Consider the following 16,432-nt stretch of genomic DNA (forward strand, 5'->3'; position numbering starts at 1 on the left):
TCAACGCGGACAAGCCCGCGTTTTCCGAGACGACCCGCCCATGCCGCAGCCTGTGTTCCAACGGCTTCCCGGAGCCCTTCCGTCCCCGGGGATTCCCGAGGAGACCCTGCCCTTCCTGGGAGCGCTGCTCAACGCGCCGGGTTGGGGGGTGGCGCTGGTGGACGGCGACTCCCGCCTCGTGTGGATGAACGACCTGCTGGCGCAGCTTTGCGGCCGGCCGTCGGCGCTCTGCGTGGGGCGCTTCCTGTCGGAGGCGTGGCCGGGGCTGGCGCCGCCCCTGTCGCCGCTGCTCGCGCGGGCGCAGTCCGGTGAGCGCGTGGCGGAGGAGCTGGTGCAGGGCCGCTTCGGCGAGGTGGGCACGCTGCGCCACCTCACCGTGAGCGCGATGCCGGCGGGCCCGGCGGGCGTGATGCTGCTCCTGCGGGACACCTCCGCGCGCCTGCGCGAGGAGGCGGCGCTGCGCGCGAGCGAGGAGCACATGCGCTCCATCGTGGAGATCTCCTGCGACGGGTACTTCTTCCACGACCGCGGGCAGTTCCTGGAGATCAGCCCCGGCCTGGGGCGCCTGCTGGGCTACTACGAGACGGCGGAGCTGATCGGCCGGAGCATCCTGGACTGCGTGGCGCCGGAGTTCCGCGCCCCCGCCCGCGACGTGATGGAGCGCGGCGTGGAGGCCCCGTACGAGCTGGCGGTGCTCCACCGCGACGGCCGCCGCATCCCCGTGGAGGTCATGGGCAGGCACGCGACGTTCCAGGGCCGCGCGGTGCGCATGGGCGCGGTGTGGGACGTGAGCATCCGCAAGGCCGCCGAGGAGCGCCTGATGCGGATGGAGCACTTCCGCGACCAGTTCCTGGACGCGGCGGGGGACGGCTTCAAGGCCCCGCTCCAGATGCTCCACTGCGACGTGCTCGCGCTCCAGCACGCTCCGTCCCTGCCGGACGGCCTGACCGAGCAGGTGGGGCGGGTGGGCCAGGGCGTGCGCCGGGTGGAACGGCTGATCCGCCAGCTGCTGGACTTCACCCGCGCCCGGCTGTCCAACGGCCTGCCCGTGCACCCCGCCCCCGTCCACCTGGGACAGCTGGCGGAGCGCGTGGTGGCGGACCGGCGCACCGCCCACCCGGGCCGCGACCTGCGGCTCGTCACCGGCGGCGACCTGAAGGGCACCTGGGACGGCGAGCGCCTCTTCCAGCTGATGGACGCGCTGGTGGGCAACGCCCTGCACCACGGCCCGGTGTCCTCCTCCGTGGTGCTCCAACTTCAGGGGCGCTGGGACGGCGTGACGGTCCAGGTGCATGACCCGGACTGCCGGGTGCCGCCGGAGTACCAGGGCACCCTCTTCGAGCCGTTCAAGCACCGCGCCGTCTGCGCCGCGGACGACGGGCTGGGGCTGTCGCTCTTCATCGTGAGGCAGATCGCCCTGGCCCACGGCGGGCGCATCTCCGTGGAGTCGGGGGCGGCGGACGGCACCCGCTTCATCGTGTGGCTGCCCCGCGAGGACGCCCCCTCCACGTCCGGCCCCTGAGGCCGGGCGGTCCCCCTCGAGCCAAGCCGTTCCTGACTCCAAGCCGCCGGGCCTGCGGGCGGGCGGGGCCCCCCACGTCCGGGCCACCGGCTTACGTCCGCGATAAAGGGGCGCGGGGGTGGGGGAAGTCCCGGGTGCGTGGTGCGTTGCGATGGGGCCGCTGGCCGTGATAGGGGGCCACCCGGTACATCAAGCTTCGTGGCGGCCCCACCCCGTTCCTCCAGGCCGCCCCCTCCGCAAGGACGCTAGACGCCCATGGAAATCCGCGCCGACGAGATCAGCAGAATCATCCGGGAGCAGATCAAGGACTACGGCAAGAAGGTCACCGTCGCCGAGACCGGCACCGTGCTGTCCGTGGGCGACGGTATCGCCCGCGTGTACGGCCTGGAGGGCGCGCTCGCCGGCGAGCTGGTGGAGTTCTCCAACGCCGTGCAGGGCCTGGTCCTCAACCTGGAAGAGGACAACGTCGGCGTCGCCATCATGGGTGACTTCAAGGACATCCGCGAAGGCGATGTCGTGAAGCGCACCGGGCAGATCGCCTCCGTGCCGGTGGGCAAGGGCCTGCTGGGCCGCGTGGTGAACGCGCTGGGCCAGCCGCTGGACGGCAAGGGGCCCATCGAGTCCACCGAGCAGCGCCGCCTGGAGGTGAAGGCGCCCGGCATCGTGAAGCGCAAGTCCGTGCACGAGCCCCTGCAGACGGGCATCAAGGCGCTGGACGCGCTGGTGCCGGTGGGCCGCGGTCAGCGCGAGCTCATCATCGGTGACCGTCAGACGGGCAAGACGGCCGTCGCGGTGGACGCCATCATCAACCAGAAGGGCCTGGGCGTTTACTGCGTCTACGTCGCCATCGGGCAGAAGCAGTCCACCGTGGCGCAGGTGGTGGAGAAGCTGAACAAGTACGGCGCCATGGAGTACACGGTGGTCGTCGCCGCGAACGCGTCCGACCCGGCGCCCATGCAGTACTTCGCGCCGTACGCGGGCGTCGCCATCGGCGAGTACTTCCGCGACAACAAGATGCACGGCCTCATCGTGTACGACGACCTCTCCAAGCAGGCCGTGGCGTACCGCCAGCTGTCCCTGCTCCTGCGCCGCCCGCCGGGCCGCGAGGCGTACCCCGGCGACGTGTTCTACATCCACAGCCGCCTGCTGGAGCGCGCCGCCAAGCTGTCCGACGAGGAGGGCGCGGGCTCCCTCACGGCGCTCCCCATCATCGAGACGCAGGCGGGTGACGTGTCCGCCTACATCCCGACGAACGTCATCTCCATCACCGACGGGCAGATCTTCCTGGAGACGGACCTGTTCTTCTCCGGCGTCCGCCCGGCCATCAACGTGGGCCTTTCCGTGTCGCGCGTGGGTTCCGCGGCGCAGATCAAGGCCATGAAGCAGGTCGCGGGCTCCATGAAGCTGGAGCTGGCGCAGTACCGCGAGCTGGCCGCCTTCGCCCAGTTCGGCTCCGACCTGGACAAGGCCACGCAGGAGACGCTGGCGCGCGGCGCCCGCATGGTGGAGCTGCTCAAGCAGGGCCAGTACGAGCCCCTGTCCGTCGAGCGTCAGGTCATCCAGATCTACGCCGCGACGAACAAGGACGACGCCGGCAAGCGCGGGTGGATCCGCCAGGTGCCGGTGAGTGACGTGGTCCGCTGGATGAAGGAGATGCTGGAGTTCGTGGACAGCAAGTACCCGAACATCGTCCAGGACCTGGTCGCCAAGCGCGAGCTGACCGCCGACATCAAGGCGAACATCAACAAGGCGCTGGCGGAGTTCAACGACCTGTTCCAGGCGACCCCGGGCGCCAAGGTCTAGTTTCGCGCCCCACGCGCGGTGCTGTAACGACGGCCCCGTCCTCCCTTCACCGGGAGGCGGGGCTTTTCGTTTGCCTTCAGCGCAGCCGGGGCAGGATGGCGCGCAGGCTCTTGTCGGCGCTGCCGCGCGCGCCCAGGCGCTCCACCGCGGCGCGCTCGTAGGGCATCACGTTGGCGCGCTCCACCAGCTGCACGTGCGCGCCCAGCGCGGCGGGCATCGCCAGGTCCAGCTCGTAGATGTCGCCCGCGACGAGCGTGGACTCCGGGCCCGTGTGCGTGGCGTCCCAGATGCGCTTGAGCGCGGAGAAATAGCGCCCGCGCCGCAGGTACACCGGCCGGCCCAGGACGCCGTCCAGGTGGAGCGCCTCCGGCAGCGCGTCGAACCGCGCGTCCTTCGGCTGCGCGTCCTCCAACTGGAACTTGCGCGCGTCGCCGAACACCTTCAGCCGCTCGCGGCCCCTGGGGGCCAGCTTGTCCAGCTTGGCCTCCACCAGCTCCGTGTGCGCGTTCGTCACCACCGACACGGGCAGGCCCGTGGCGAGCAGCGCCTCCAGCACCTCCTTCGCCTCCGCCTTGAAGGCCGTGGCCGAGTGCCGGTACGCGTCCCGGTACAGCGTCTGCACCGTGTCCGTGCGCACCGCCTCGTCGTCGCCCTTGCCGAAGCGCTGGAGCAGCCGGTGCGCGGTGCAGGTGGCCGTCAGGTAGGGGTCCGCGGTGGCCGGCGCCACGATGCGCCCCGCCACCTCCCAGCCGTACTGGTCCACGCCCTCATGCAGGGCGGCGACCTCCTCCGCCCACGCCTGGGACGCGTCCTGCCCCAGCACCCGGTACAGCGCCTCCTGGAAGTGCCGCAGGAAGGGCTCGCCCTCCGCCAGCACGTCCGTGAAGGTCCCATCGAAGTCCAGCACCACGCAAGCAATCGCCATCCACCGGTCCTTGAAGCCCGGCCGCCCGAAGCGCGGCCGTGAACGAAAGCCCCGAATGACGCCCCGTCGGCCGCTCCGAATCAAGTCCCCTGCCCTGCCTCCGGGTGGAGGCCGGTGCCAACTCCCGGAAAGCCGGTTCCAACCCGGGTCGGGTGGTTCCCCGTCCCCACCACCCCCACCCTAGAACCTCCCGCGGGGGAGGGGGGCTCCGCGCCCATGTCCGAGCCGACTGGCACCTTTCTGGCGGAGTCCACACCCGTGCCGCACGAGTGGCTGCGCACGGTGCTGCAGCTGCTGCCCGTGGGGGTGGTCATCGTGGACACGGCGGGCCGCCTGCTCGCGGCCAACGCCGCCGCCGGCGAGCTGTGGGGACAGGCCGCGCTGGCGGGGATGCGGCTGGAGCGCTTCGGCACCTTCGAGGCGTACTGGCCCGGCACCGGCAGGCGGCTGCGCGGCGAGGAGTGGGCCGTGGCGCGCACGCTGAAGAGCCGGCAGACCGTGTCCAACGAGGAGGTGGACATCGTCGGCAGGGACGGCGCGCGCCGCACCATCCTCAACTCCGCGGCACCGCTGTACTCAACCGGGGGCCAGCTGGTGGGCGCGGTGAACATCAACGTGGACATCACCGAGCGCAAGGCCACCGAGCGCGCGGAGTTCTTCGTCAGCGAGGCGAGCCGGCTGCTCGCCGAGTCCCTGGACTGGGAGACGACGCTCAAGGCCGTGGCGCGGCTGGCCACGCTGGAGTGGGCGGACTACTGCATGGTGGACGTGCTGGGCCACGACGGCGAGCTGCACCGGCTCGCGCTCAGCGCGAAGGACCCCCGGAAGCAGGCGCTGCTCGACCAGACGCTGGGGTACCCGCCGCGAACCGGCTCGGACACGCCGCTCGCCCAGGCGTTCGCGCGGGGCAAGCCCATGCTCGTCGCGGACATCACGCCCCAGTGGCTGGACGACGTGGCCCGCTCGCCCGAGCACCGCCGGCTGCTGGAGACGCTGGCGCCGCGCTCCTCCATGCTGCTGCCCCTGGCGGTGGGCCGGCGGCGCTTCGGCATCATCAACCTGGTCTCCGCGTCTCCCGCGCGCCGCTACACCCGGCGCGACCTGGGGTACGCCACGGAGTTCGCGCGCCGCGCGGCCCTGGCGGTGGAGAGCGCCCGGCTGTACCGCGAGGCCCGCGAGGCCCTGCGCGAGCGCGACGCGTCCGCGGCCATGCTGGAGGCCTTCTTCGCCGCGTCGCCGGTGGGCATGGGCTTCGTGAACCAGGACCTGCGCTACGTGCGGCTCAACAAGGTCGTCGCGGAGAACAACGGCATCCCCCTGGAGAAGCACCTGGGCCTCACGCCCCGCGAGCTGATGGGCGAGGCGGGCGGCCCCATCGAGGACCTGCTGCGCGAGGTGCTGGAGTCGCAGGAGGCCGTGGTGGACGACCCGGTGGAGTACGTCGCGGGCCCCGAGCCGCGCACCTTCCTGGCCACGTACTTCCCCGTGCGCTCCGGCAAGGAGCTGCTGGGCGTGGGCGGCGTGGTGCGCGAAATCACCGAACAGCGCCGCATGGAGGACCACCTGCGCTTCCTCACGGACGCGACCACCCAGCTGGCCATGTCCCTGGACTGGCGCACCACCGTGAGCAACGTGGCGGAGCTGGTGGTGGCGCAGCTGGCGGACTACTGCCTGGTGGACATGCTGGCCGAGGACGGCGAACACCTGGAGCGCGTGGAGCACCGCGCCCGCAGCGACGAGCTCCAGGCCAAGCTGGAGAAGTCCATGCCCTTCGCGCCGCCGCCCGGCTCCCGCACCATCCTGCGCCGGGTGCTGGAGACGGGGCGCTCGGAGCTGGTGGGAGAGGTGGACGAGGCCGCCATGCGCGCCTTCGCCGTCAACGACGCGCACCGCAGCGCCCTGGAGGCGCTGGGCCCGCGCTCGGTGATGATCGTCCCGCTGAGGGCGCGCGGGCGCACGCTGGGCCTGGTGAGCGCCGCGACGTGCTCGCCCACGCGGCGCTTCACCATGCGGGACCTGTCGCAGCTGGAGGACCTGGCCTGGCGCGCGGCGCTGGCGGTGGACAACGCGCGGCTGTACCGGCAGGCGGAGCAGGCCGTGGCCGCGCGCGACGAGTTCGTGGCGGTGGCGACGCACGAGCTGCGCACGCCCCTGTCCGCGCTGCACCTGCAGCTGTCGTCGCTGCAGCGCACGATGGACAAGCTGCCGCCGGGGGAGTCGGAGCGGCTGGGCCAGGGGCTCGCGGGGGCGCTGCGGCAGGCGGACCGGCTGACGCGGCTGGTGGCGCACCTGTTCGACGTGGCCCGGCTGGGCACGGGGCAGATGGCACTGGAGCTGGGCGCGGTGGAGCTGTCCTCGTTGGTGCACGCGCTGGTGGCGCGGATGGAGGAGGCGCTGGCCACCGCGGGCTGCGTGGCGGTGGTGCACGCGGACGCGCCGGTGGTGGCGCTGGCGGACCGGCCGCGCGTGGAGCAGGTGCTGATGAACCTGCTCACCAACGCGATGAAGTACGCGCCGGGCCTGCCGGTGGAGCTGCACGTGGAGCGCGAAGGCGACATGGCCGTCATCGCCGTGCGGGACTGGGGCCCCGGCATCCCCCCGGAGGCTCGCGAGCGCATCTTCGAGCGCTTCGCCCGCAACACCGGCGAGCACGCGCGCGCGAGCCTGGGCCTGGGCCTCTACATCTCCCGGCAGCTCGCCCGCGCGCACGGCGGCGACCTGCTCGTGGAGGCGCCGTTGGAGGGCGGGCCCGGTTCACGCTTCGTGCTGCGCCTGCCCCGGTGGAAGAAACCGCCCGGGACGGCGCCGGACTGAGGCAGGCGGGCGCATGTCGCACGGCGCCCACCTTGCCGCCCACCCCTGGGGGGCCATTACCCTTGGGGGCCATGGACGACGCGCGGACCGAAGCAGCGCTCGGCCGCTGGCGGTGGCTGCCCTGGGGGCTGCTGGCCGTCGCGGCGGTGGTGGCCTCCACGGGCGCGTGGCTGGGCTCGCGCTCGCTCCAGGCGCTGGAGGCCCGGAGCGCGCAGCTGGAGCACGAGGCCACCGAGTCCGAGGCCCACGTCGCGCAACTGCAGACGCTGCGGCAGGCCATGGAGCGCAGGCTGCGCGCGCTGGAGCGGCAGCAGCAGGCGCAGGAGTGGGGCGGCGCCGCGGCGGAGCTCCAGGCCAAGAGCGCGGAGGCGCAGCGGACGCGTCGCGAGGCGGCGCTCGAGGCGCTGGGCAAGTCGCTGAAGGACGCGCTCAAGGCGGGCGACGTGGCGCTGGCGCTGGAGGACGACGCCCTGCGCGTGGAGGTGTCCGAACGGCTGCTCTTCGCGCCCGCGAGCACGGCGCTGACCCCGGAAGGGGCCGCCGTGTTGAAGCAGGCCGCGGCCGTGTTCCGGAGCCCGCTCGCGGACCACCGCGTGGCGGTGGAGGCCCACACCGACGAGGTGCTCCCCGCCGGGCCCGGCGGCCCCGCGACCACCGCGTGGGAGCTGTCCGCCGCGCGGGCCGTGGCGGTGGTGCGCCAGCTGGCCGAGCGCGAGAAGCTGGCCCCGGAGCGACTGAGCGCCACGGGCCACGCCGCGTACCGGCCCCTGGTCCCCAACGACAGCCCGCCCCACCGCGCCAGCAACCGGCGCGTCACGCTGCGGCTGTCCCCCACGCCGGTGACGCCGGAGGGCGCGGCCGTGGCCCGCACGGAGCCGCCGTCGCGCCCCGTGAAGCGACAGGCGAAGGCCAAGGCGAAGCAGACCGCGCACCGCTGAAGGGCCCGCGTGGGTTGGGCCTCACGGCGGCCCGGCCGCGAGGGAAGGCCCGGCGTGAATCGACCGCCCGGCGCCGCACCACGGGCGCGGGCCTCGCGGCGGTCCGGCCGTGGGGAAACGACCCGGCGTGAATAAACCGCCCGGCGCCACGTCAGGGGCGCAGTGGGGCCTCTCCCCGCCCCCGCCCCGGAGCCTCCCGTGTCCGCCTTCCGCCCCGCGCTGTGCGCCACCTTCGCCGCCGGCCTCCTCCTGGCCGCGCCCGCCGCGGAGGCCCGCTTCGGCAAGAAGTCGTCAGGCACCTCCGACAGCAAGAAGGACGACGACGACAAGGGCTCCAAGGTCCACGCCGCGACGCCCATCCGCTCCAGCTCACAAGACGAGGCCCCCTCCTATTCGCCGCCCCCGAGCGACGACGACTGCTGCGACACCGCGCCCGCGTACAGCCGGTCTTCGTACTCCGCGGAGTCCTACGGCGAGGCCCTCCTGGCGGCCTCGGAGCTGCTGGCCATCGCCGTGGACACCTCCGAAGGCGCGCGGCCCGTGGACATGGCCGTCCGCCAGCGGGCCCCCTCGCCGCCGCTCGACGTGCGCATGGGCCTCAACGTCGGCGCCATGGGCGGCGGCACCGCCGGAGACGTCTTCCTGGGCATCGAGGGCGAAGCGCTGGGCTTCGCCGTGCAGGGCACGCAACTGACGCTGCCCACCGACGACGGCACGAGCGGCACGGATGAGCTCCGCCTGGCGACCGTGCACCTCACCTGGGCCGCCGTGTCCACCGACCGCATGCGCTGGCGCGTGGAGGGCGGCGTCTCCACCGCGGTGGCGCCGGACATCACCTTCGTGGGCCCCAGCCTCGCCACGTCCCTGGAGGTCTGCGTGGCGGGCCCGCTGGACGTGGAGGCGCGCGTGCAGGGCACCGCCGGCAGCTACCGGCAGCTGGACGCGAGCGCGGGCCTGGCGGTGCACCTGGGCGCCCTCAACCTGCGCGGCGGCGTGCGCGGGCTCATCCTGGACGACGCGGGCAAGGTGGACGGCGTCCAGCACGTGGACCGCTTCGTGGGCCCCTACGCGGGCGCCGGCTTCGTCTTCTAGGACGCCCGGGTGTCCGGGGGTGCACATGCCCCCTTCCGGACACCGCCCCCCACCCCGGGGGCCCTGGTCTCCCGCGGGGTGCCAGGGGTTGAATATTCCGGGCGAGCAGGCGTCCAGATGCCGCGGCCCATCCCGTGGGCCCATGAGGAAGAGGAGGGGTCGCCGTGGGCTTCTGGAAGACGCTGTGTGCCGCGCTCGCCGTCGCTGTCCTGCTGGGGTCCGCGCCCGCGGAGGCCCGCTTCGGCAAGCGCTCCAGGCCGGGCACCTCCGACGCGAAGGGCTCCGACGACAAGGACGACGACAAGCAGGAGCACCGCGCCACCCCGGTGGGCCGCTACGCCTCGGACGCGCCGGTGCGCTCCAGCGTGCGCGCCTCCGGCGTCGGCGTGGGCTGGTTCGACGTCCTCTTCGTCAGCGGCCCGGCCAGCTACCACCGCCGCGCGCGCGTGGCGGCCCCCCGGGGGGCTCGCGCGCCCAGGCCCGCGCCGCTCGTGCACCTGAACGTGCAGGGCGACAGCTTCGGCGACACCGGCGGCGCGCTGGACTTCTTCATGGCCCTGGACGGCCAGCGCTGGGGCATGGACGCGCGCGTGAGCGGCATCGCGCTGAGCGCGGATGACGGCTCGGAGGACACGGACCGGCTGACGCTGCTGGACGCGCACCTGACCATCTCGCCGTGGTCCACCGAGCGCGGCCGCTTCCGCCTGGAGGCCGGCATCGCCAGCGCGCACGCCCCGGACGCCATCTTCGTGGGCCCCAGCTTCGCCGCATCGCTGGAGGCCTGCATCGGCCCGTCGCCCTTCGACATCGAGGCGCGCATCCAGGCGGTGCCCTTCCCGCACCGCCAGGTGGACATGCAGGCCGGGCTCGCGGTGCACCTGGGCGCTCTCAACCTGCGCGGCGGCTGGCGCACCCTGTACCTCAGCGACGCCGGCCAGCTGGACGACGGCGTGGTGCACGCGGACCTGTTCTCCGGTCCCTACCTGGGCCTGGGCCTGTCGTTCTGAAGGCCGGAAGGCTGAAGTAAAAACTCCCGGGGTCCCTCCCGCACCGTGCGGCCCCGGGAGCCTCTTCGCGCGCCGCGCTATTCCTCCGACGACGCCGCGTAGGACGTCGGGGTGGTGTCCGCCCCGGCGCCGTTGGACGCCCCCGCGCGCTTCATGCGCCGCTTGGGCGGCGGGGCCAGCTTGACCTCCGTGCTGAAGACGCGCCCGTAGATCTCCGGCGTGTTGATGTTCACGATGACGCCGGGGTCCTTGACGTTCAGGCGGCGCGGGTTCAGCGCCTTGAGCGCCGCCTCCAGGTCCTCGCCCTCCGCCTCGAACAGCTTGCGCGCCGCGCCCCGGGACAGCACCACCGGCCAGCCCGTGGCGTTGTCGTACTCCGGCCGGAGGGCCATGACGCCCTCGGTGCCGCCGCGCTCCATGTCCTTGAGCATGGACTTCACGGTGGTGACCCGCAGCGCGGGCATGTCCACCGGGTGCAGGAGCACCACGTCCGCGTCCTCGGCCATGGCCGCCTCCAGCCCGGCCTTCACGGACGCCAGCAGGCTCTTCTCCCAGTCCCTGCTCGTCACCAACTCCAGGCTCGGGTGCTGCTCGCGCACCGCGGCCTCTTCACTGCCCACCACGCCCAACACCCCGCACCCCGCCTTCCCGAAGGTGGACGCCAGCGACTGAAGGAAGCTCTTGCCTCCCTCGTGCTCGATGAGCGCCTTGGGGTGGGACATCCGCCGGGCCTTGCCCGCCGCCAGGATGATCGCCACTGCCTTCATGACCCGCCTCCTCGCCCTCGACGGAAAGCCGGGGGCACCGCCAACAGGCTGTTGACCTCCTTCCGGGATTGCAGCCCGCCCGCCAGTACGAGTCGTCAGACAGCCGCCAGTCACACGAGGAGGTGTTGGCTGGAGGCCCATTCGGCAAGGGTGGGTGTCCACCAGCGGTCAGCCGGACGGGCCACCGGGCTTCCCCTCCCCCGCGATGGATGGGCACGCGAAGGCGTTTCAGTGCAGCCAGCCGCTGGAGGCCGCCAGCCGCAGCGGGGCGGCCGTCTCCACGGTCGTTTCTTCCGGCGCCGCCAGCGCCTTGACGGTCAGAATTTCAGCCAGCCGGGCCAGCGGACGGCGGCGGGCCACGCGGTGCAGCTCGTCCTCGGTCACCTCGCCCAGCAGGTCGCCCCCGCGCCCCTCCACCACGGGCAGCACGTGCACGCCGTGGCGGTACATCTGCTGGAGCGCTCCCAGGACGGTGTCCTCCGGGAACAGGGTGATGGCGCGGGAGACGAGGTTCTGGAACTCAGGGCTGCGGCACATCGACACGTGAGGCCTCCGGTGCTCGGCGTTCGGGCGCCGTGTGCCGGAGGGCCTTAGCAATCCGCTTGCCGACGTCCGCGAGCCCCGCGGATCCGCCTGCCCGCCCCTACTTCTTCGGCGCCGGCTTCACCGACTCCAGCATCTTGCGGAAGCCCTTCTCCGCGCCGGTCACCGTCTTCTCCGGCCCGGTGAGCTTGTAGAAGAGGGCGCCCTCCGGCCCCTCCACGATGGCGCCGCGCAGCTTGAAGTTCGGCTTGGGCGTGGACGGGCCCATCATGGGGCCGCCGCCCGCGTACGTGCCCTTCACCTCCACCGTGGTGACGGGCAGCCCGTTCACCTTCTCCTGCTTCGTCTTCGCGTCCTTGTCCTCCAGGGGCTTGCCGTCGGGCTTCTGGAACTGCGCCACCCAGCGCTTCACGTTCGCGTCCACCGCGCCGCCCTGGCCCTGCCCGAAGTAGAAGACAGCCAGTTCCGCGTCTTCCGCGTCTCCCTTCGCCGCGGGCACCTTGTAGGTCGCCGCGCGCATCGGCCGCGTGGGCTGGGCGGCCCACTCCGCGGGCGCACTCCACGTCAGGCCTCCGGCCTCCTCCGCGCTCGCGCCCATCGCCACGGTCATCGCCAACACAGTCAGCAGTCGTCTCATGGGGCGGCAGCGTAGCCCCGTTCCCCCGCGCGTCACGCACCGCTCCCGCACACGCCGCGTAAGACGTCCACCCGTGTGCACGCGGCGCCGCCCCATAGCTGACTCGCCGCGTCAATCCCTCTCACTTTGTGACCGGGAGAGGGCGTGCTACTCACTGCATTGTTTCCAGCAGTTCACCTTGGGCTGGAGGGGATTCCCACCATGAAGAAATCGCTGTTCCTCGGGGCCATGGCCCTGGGAGCCGTTGCCTGCACGCCGGAGATTGCGCAGGACGCTCCGAATACGAACGTCGGCCTCGCGGAGTTCGATCCCACGGGTTCTCCCGCCGTCGTTCCCTCTCCCAACGACCTGGCCATCAACCGGGCCACGGGCCTGGTGAACGCGCCCATCAACCCGGCGGCGTCCGCGGCGGAGCAGGAGTTCACGCGCGACTACCTGAACTCGCTGAACGGCTTCCCGACGTCCGCCATCGCGTCCACGAAGGTGAAGGACCTGGACGCGTTCACGGTGAACGCGCGGACGGTCGTCTTCATCGACCTGTACGCGGGCACGCCGCTGGCGAAGAAGCCGGTGACGCCGACCATCGCGTACAACGAGGACACGGACCTCATCAACCTCATCCCCCCGGTGGATCCGAACACCGGCCTGCCGGCGTGGCCGAAGGGCGGCCGCTACGCGGTGGCGCTCATCGGCGGTGAGAACGGCCTGAAGACCACCTCCGGCCACCCCATCATCGGGTCCGCCACGTGGGCCTTCGCCAGCTCCGCCAAGCCGCTGGTCACCTGCGAGGACCTGACCTCGCCGGACTGCGCCCCGGCCACGGAGATCATCCCCTCCACGGAGACGGATCCGGCCAAGCGCCTGGCGGCCCAGACCCAGAGCGCCATCCAGCTGGAGCAGCTGCGCCGCGGCTACGCGCCCCTCATCGAGGGCCTGGTCGCCAAGGGCTTCAAGCGCGAGGACGTGGTCCTGCTGTGGACCTTCTCCATCGTCAACCAGCCGGAGGCCACCATCAACCTGGCGGCCAACGCGCGCGTCCCCACCATCATCCCCTTCCCCAACGACCTGCTGCGCGTGCCGGCCACGGCCACCACGCCGGCGCACCTGAACTTCCCCGTCCCGACGACGCCGGGCCTGCAGCAGGACCTGTTCACGGGCCTGAACACGCTGGACGGCTTCTCCACCACGGGCGCCATCGTGTCGGAGAACGGCGATGCGCAGGGCGTGCTGGACGGCACCATGTTCCGCGAGGCCGCGGACGGCCCGGTCCCCACCGTGGATCCGGCGTCGCTGGCCGCGGGCGTGAAGTTCTTCAAGCTGTCCAACCTGGACAAGGGCACCAAGCCGGACGTGGCGCCCTGCCTGGTGAACAAGACCGGTGACTGCGGCACCAGCGTGGGCACCGCGGGCGTCGTCGCCGTGCCCCAGCAGCTGCAGATCGTCCCGAAGGCGCCGCTGGATGGCGCCACCCAGTACGGCGCGGCGCTGACCACGGACCTGAAGGACACCCAGGGCCGCAACGTCGCCCCGGCCACGGCGTTCGCGCTGATGCGCCTGGCGAACCCGGTGTTCGCCAACGGCAAGAGCACCATCTCCTCCGTGCCGGACTCGCTCGCGCAGGCGCTGGAGCCGGTGCGCGCGGCCTACAAGCCGTACTTCGACGCGCTGGCCGCCGCGGGCCTGCCGCGCAGCAAGATCGCCCTGGGCTGGTCGTTCACCACCCAGAGCACCACGTCCATCCTGCAGCAGCTGTACGCGCTGCCCGGCGCGCTCGGGGCGGCGGCTTCGCCCAACTACATCCTCCCCATCACCGCGCAGGTGAAGGGCGCGATGACCGGCTCGGGGCTGCCCAGCGACAACGTCGGCGCGGTCTACGAGGTGCAGGCCAACACGCCTCTGCTGCTCACGGGTCCCTTCGGCACGCTGAACCCGGCCGAGCCGCGCCCCACGCGCTTCCCGTTCATGCTGTTCGTGCCGGCCGGCGAGGCGCCCGCCACGGGCTGGCCGGTGCTGGTGTTCGGCCACGGCCTGACGAGCAACCGCACCGCGGTGCTCGGCGTGGCCAACAAGATGAACGGCGCGGGCTACGCGGTGGTCGCGATGGACGCCGTCTACCACGGTGAGCGCACCAGCTGCGTGGGCTCCGCCACGGTGCTGGGCACCACGGGCACGGTGGGCGACGACGGCGCGTGCGCCAACCCCTCCACCCAGCGCTGCGAGAACAACCCCGCCAGCCTGTCCTACGGCCGCTGCGTGTCGCGCACGCCGACGACCGCCGCGGACTGCAGCGCCGCGGCGCTCCCGCCAGGCGTCCCGGCCGACGTGTACTGCTCCAGCGTCGTGTCCCCGTCGCAGGGCCGCTGCGTGGCGGCCACCAACCGCTGCGAGGGTGGTGACTTCACCCGCAACAGCTCCGGCGTCCCGGCCATCTCCGGCTGGAACTTCCTGAACCTGACCAACCTGTTCACCACCCGCGACAACTTCCGCCACCACGTGGTGGACTTCAGCCAGCTGCTGCGCGTGCTGGGCAGCACGGAGCTGAACGCGGCCGTGAAGCTGAACGCGGCGCAGGTGGACTACCTGGGCCAGAGCCTCGGCGGCATCATGGGCACCATGTCCACCGCGGTGTCCCCGCGCGTGCGCCGCTCGGTGCTCAACGTGGCCGGTGGCAACCTGGCCGGCGTGCTGCTGACCGCGCCTGCCTTCGCGGCGCAGCGCACCGCGTTCCTGGGCTCGCTCGCCTCCGCGGGCGTCAACCCGGGCACCCCGGCGTTCGACACGTTCATCAGCCTGGCGGGCACCATCCTGGACCCGGCGGATGCGCGCAACTACGCCTACCTGCTGGACAACGCCGCGGTGGCCGGTACGGACCCCAACGTGCACCGCACGTTCGTCCAGTACATCGAGGGTGACCAGGTCATCCCGAACGCGAACACGCTGGCGCTGATCAACGCGGCCAACCGCACGGGCGCTCCGCGCACGGTGGCCTCGTACATGTTCCCGGAGAGCGTCATCGGCGCCATCCCGGCGGCCGGCCGTCACGCGTTCCTCAACAACCCGCAGATCCCGGAGGCCGTGCGCAACGCGGCCCAGGACCAGATCATCGGCTTCCTGGCGACCGGCACCGTGGCGCAGTAACGGCAACCACTGAGAGAGGAATCAAACACCCATGAAAAAGACACTCTCCCTCGTGGCAATCCTGGCGGCCGGTACCAGCCAGGCCGCGGGCTTCCAGATCGACACCCAGGGCGCACGCGCCACCGGCACGGGCGGCGCGGCCACGGCATGGCTGGAGGACTCGTCCTCCATCTATTACAACGTGGCCAACATGGTCGGCGTGAAGACGCTGGACATCACGCTGGGCGACACGGGCATCCTCCCCAGCATCACGTTCCAGCGGCCGGGCCAGGAGGCGGAAGGGCAGCGCACCACGCTGTCGCCGCCGCCGCACCTGTTCGTCGTCTACAAGCCGTTCGAGAAGGCGGCGTTCGGCGTGGGCGTGTACACGCCCTTCGGCGCGCGCAGCCGGTGGGAAGAGGGCTTCAGCGGCCGCTTCCGCGGCTACGAGTCCTCGCTGGCGACGTACTACATCAACCCGTCGTTCGCGTATGAGCTGCACCCGCGCTTCCGCTTCGGCGCGGGTCTGGACATCGCCCGGGCCACCATCGAGCTGACGCGCGGCCTGGACTTCGTGAACAGCGAGGGCTCCATCCACCTGGGTGGCGCGGACTGGGGCTCCGGCTTCAACGTGGGCGTGCAGGCCAAGGTGCTGGACAACCTGGACATGGGCCTGCACTACCGCAGCGCCGTGGACATCCAGTTCAAGGGCAAGGCGGACTTCCAGAACATCCCGGCGGAGTTCCAGAGCCGGCTGACGGACCAGACCGCCAGCGCGGACGTCACCCTGCCGTCCACCGTGACGGCGGGCCTGGCGTACCGGCCCCTGAACAACCTGATGCTGGCGTTCGACGCGAGCTGGGTGGACTGGTCCTCGTTCGCGGAGCTGGCCATCCGCTTCGAGAACCCGGCCATCGACAACCCGCTGCCCAAGCGCTGGCACGCGAAGTGGAAGTACTCGCTGGGCGCGGAGTACGGCGTGACGGAGGCCCTGCAGGTGCGCGCGGGCTTCGTGTACGACCCGTCCCCCAGCCCCAACAGCACGCTGACGCCGGACCTGCCGGACGCCAACCGCATCAAGGTGACGGCGGGCGTGGGCTACCAGCTCAAGCCGTTCCGCGCGGACCTGGGCTACCAGTTCGTCGCGCTGTCGGACAAGGAGAGCTCCGCGCCGGGCATTCCCGGCACGTACTCCGGCTCCGCGCACGTGTTCGGCCTGACGCTGGGCTTCACCCCCCAGTAACCGGTTGAACGCATCCTGAAGCAC

The 16,432-nt window shown here is 72.2% G+C and carries 12 protein-coding genes; 8 read left to right on the forward strand and 4 right to left on the reverse strand.

Translation table 11 applies throughout. The features are described from left to right. Positions 1-40 precede the first annotated feature (40 nt). Both AABA78_RS31555 and atpA read left to right on the forward strand, forming a co-directional pair. On the forward strand, positions 41-1,522 hold the full coding sequence (locus AABA78_RS31555; protein ID WP_338268884.1) for a PAS domain-containing sensor histidine kinase: 1,482 nt from the start codon (positions 41-43) through the stop codon (positions 1,520-1,522). Between the two features lie 255 nt (positions 1,523-1,777). Then, on the forward strand, positions 1,778-3,325 hold the full coding sequence (atpA, locus tag AABA78_RS31560) for a F0F1 ATP synthase subunit alpha (RefSeq protein ID WP_338268886.1): 1,548 nt from the start codon (positions 1,778-1,780) through the stop codon (positions 3,323-3,325). 76 nt (positions 3,326-3,401) lie between these two features. Here atpA and AABA78_RS31565 read toward each other — a convergent pair whose 3' ends face one another. Continuing rightward, positions 3,402-4,250 (reverse strand): HAD family hydrolase, encoded by an 849-nt coding sequence (locus tag AABA78_RS31565; protein WP_338268888.1) that lies wholly within the window; start codon positions 4,248-4,250, stop codon positions 3,402-3,404. Between the two features lie 216 nt (positions 4,251-4,466). On the opposite strand from AABA78_RS31565, the gene AABA78_RS31570 reads away from it, so the two are divergent. The 4 genes from AABA78_RS31570 to AABA78_RS31585 all read left to right on the forward strand — a co-directional run bounded on the left by AABA78_RS31570 (position 4,467) and on the right by AABA78_RS31585 (position 10,101). Then, positions 4,467-7,064 carry a PAS domain-containing protein gene (locus AABA78_RS31570; RefSeq protein ID WP_338268890.1) on the forward strand — a complete coding sequence of 866 codons (2,598 nt, stop codon included), beginning with the start codon at positions 4,467-4,469 and terminating at the stop codon, positions 7,062-7,064. 71 nt (positions 7,065-7,135) lie between these two features. Continuing rightward, complete coding sequence (locus tag AABA78_RS31575) at positions 7,136-8,002, forward strand: OmpA/MotB family protein (RefSeq protein ID WP_338268892.1); 867 nt, start codon at positions 7,136-7,138, stop codon at positions 8,000-8,002. A gap of 198 nt (positions 8,003-8,200) precedes the next feature. After that, positions 8,201-9,094: a hypothetical protein gene (locus AABA78_RS31580; RefSeq protein WP_338268894.1), complete on the forward strand. Its 894-nt coding sequence runs from the start codon at positions 8,201-8,203 to the stop codon at positions 9,092-9,094. 164 nt (positions 9,095-9,258) lie between these two features. Continuing rightward, a complete protein-coding gene (locus tag AABA78_RS31585) occupies positions 9,259-10,101 on the forward strand; it encodes a hypothetical protein (protein WP_338268896.1) in 843 nt (280 codons plus the stop codon). 77 nt (positions 10,102-10,178) lie between these two features. On the opposite strand, the gene AABA78_RS31590 is transcribed toward AABA78_RS31585, so the two are convergent. From AABA78_RS31590 to AABA78_RS31600, 3 genes are all read right to left on the reverse strand, one after another. Continuing rightward, positions 10,179-10,868 (reverse strand): nucleotidyltransferase family protein, encoded by a 690-nt coding sequence (locus AABA78_RS31590; protein WP_338268898.1) that lies wholly within the window; start codon positions 10,866-10,868, stop codon positions 10,179-10,181. 228 nt (positions 10,869-11,096) lie between these two features. Continuing rightward, positions 11,097-11,405: a CBS domain-containing protein gene (locus tag AABA78_RS31595; protein WP_014393223.1), complete on the reverse strand. Its 309-nt coding sequence runs from the start codon at positions 11,403-11,405 to the stop codon at positions 11,097-11,099. A gap of 106 nt (positions 11,406-11,511) precedes the next feature. Then, on the reverse strand, positions 11,512-12,048 hold the full coding sequence (locus AABA78_RS31600; RefSeq protein WP_338268900.1) for a hypothetical protein: 537 nt from the start codon (positions 12,046-12,048) through the stop codon (positions 11,512-11,514). A 201-nt stretch (positions 12,049-12,249) separates the two neighbouring features. On the opposite strand from AABA78_RS31600, the gene AABA78_RS31605 reads away from it, so the two are divergent. Together AABA78_RS31605 and AABA78_RS31610 are read left to right on the forward strand one after the other, a co-directional pair. After that, positions 12,250-15,186 carry a hypothetical protein gene (locus tag AABA78_RS31605; RefSeq protein ID WP_338268902.1) on the forward strand — a complete coding sequence of 979 codons (2,937 nt, stop codon included), beginning with the start codon at positions 12,250-12,252 and terminating at the stop codon, positions 15,184-15,186. A gap of 31 nt (positions 15,187-15,217) precedes the next feature. Next, entirely contained in the window at positions 15,218-16,408 is a 1,191-nt protein-coding gene (locus AABA78_RS31610; RefSeq protein ID WP_338268905.1) for an OmpP1/FadL family transporter, read from the forward strand. Positions 16,409-16,432: the final 24 nt, after the last annotated feature.

It is taken from the genome of Corallococcus caeni, from assembly GCF_036245865.1.
In the GTDB taxonomy this organism is placed as follows: Bacteria; Myxococcota; Myxococcia; order Myxococcales; family Myxococcaceae; genus Corallococcus; species Corallococcus caeni.

Coding starts and splice junctions, on each gene's coding strand:
- AABA78_RS31555 (WP_338268884.1), top strand. CDS start 41: ATGCCGCAGCCTGTGTTCCAACGGCTTCCCGGAGCCCTTCCGTCCCCG.
- atpA (WP_338268886.1), top strand. CDS start 1,778: ATGGAAATCCGCGCCGACGAGATCAGCAGAATCATCCGGGAGCAGATC.
- AABA78_RS31565 (WP_338268888.1), bottom strand. CDS start 4,250: ATGGCGATTGCTTGCGTGGTGCTGGACTTCGATGGGACCTTCACGGAC.
- AABA78_RS31570 (WP_338268890.1), top strand. CDS start 4,467: ATGTCCGAGCCGACTGGCACCTTTCTGGCGGAGTCCACACCCGTGCCG.
- AABA78_RS31575 (WP_338268892.1), top strand. CDS start 7,136: ATGGACGACGCGCGGACCGAAGCAGCGCTCGGCCGCTGGCGGTGGCTG.
- AABA78_RS31590 (WP_338268898.1), bottom strand. CDS start 10,868: ATGAAGGCAGTGGCGATCATCCTGGCGGCGGGCAAGGCCCGGCGGATG.
- AABA78_RS31595 (WP_014393223.1), bottom strand. CDS start 11,405: ATGTGCCGCAGCCCTGAGTTCCAGAACCTCGTCTCCCGCGCCATCACC.
- AABA78_RS31600 (WP_338268900.1), bottom strand. CDS start 12,048: ATGAGACGACTGCTGACTGTGTTGGCGATGACCGTGGCGATGGGCGCG.
- AABA78_RS31605 (WP_338268902.1), top strand. CDS start 12,250: ATGAAGAAATCGCTGTTCCTCGGGGCCATGGCCCTGGGAGCCGTTGCC.
- AABA78_RS31610 (WP_338268905.1), top strand. CDS start 15,218: ATGAAAAAGACACTCTCCCTCGTGGCAATCCTGGCGGCCGGTACCAGC.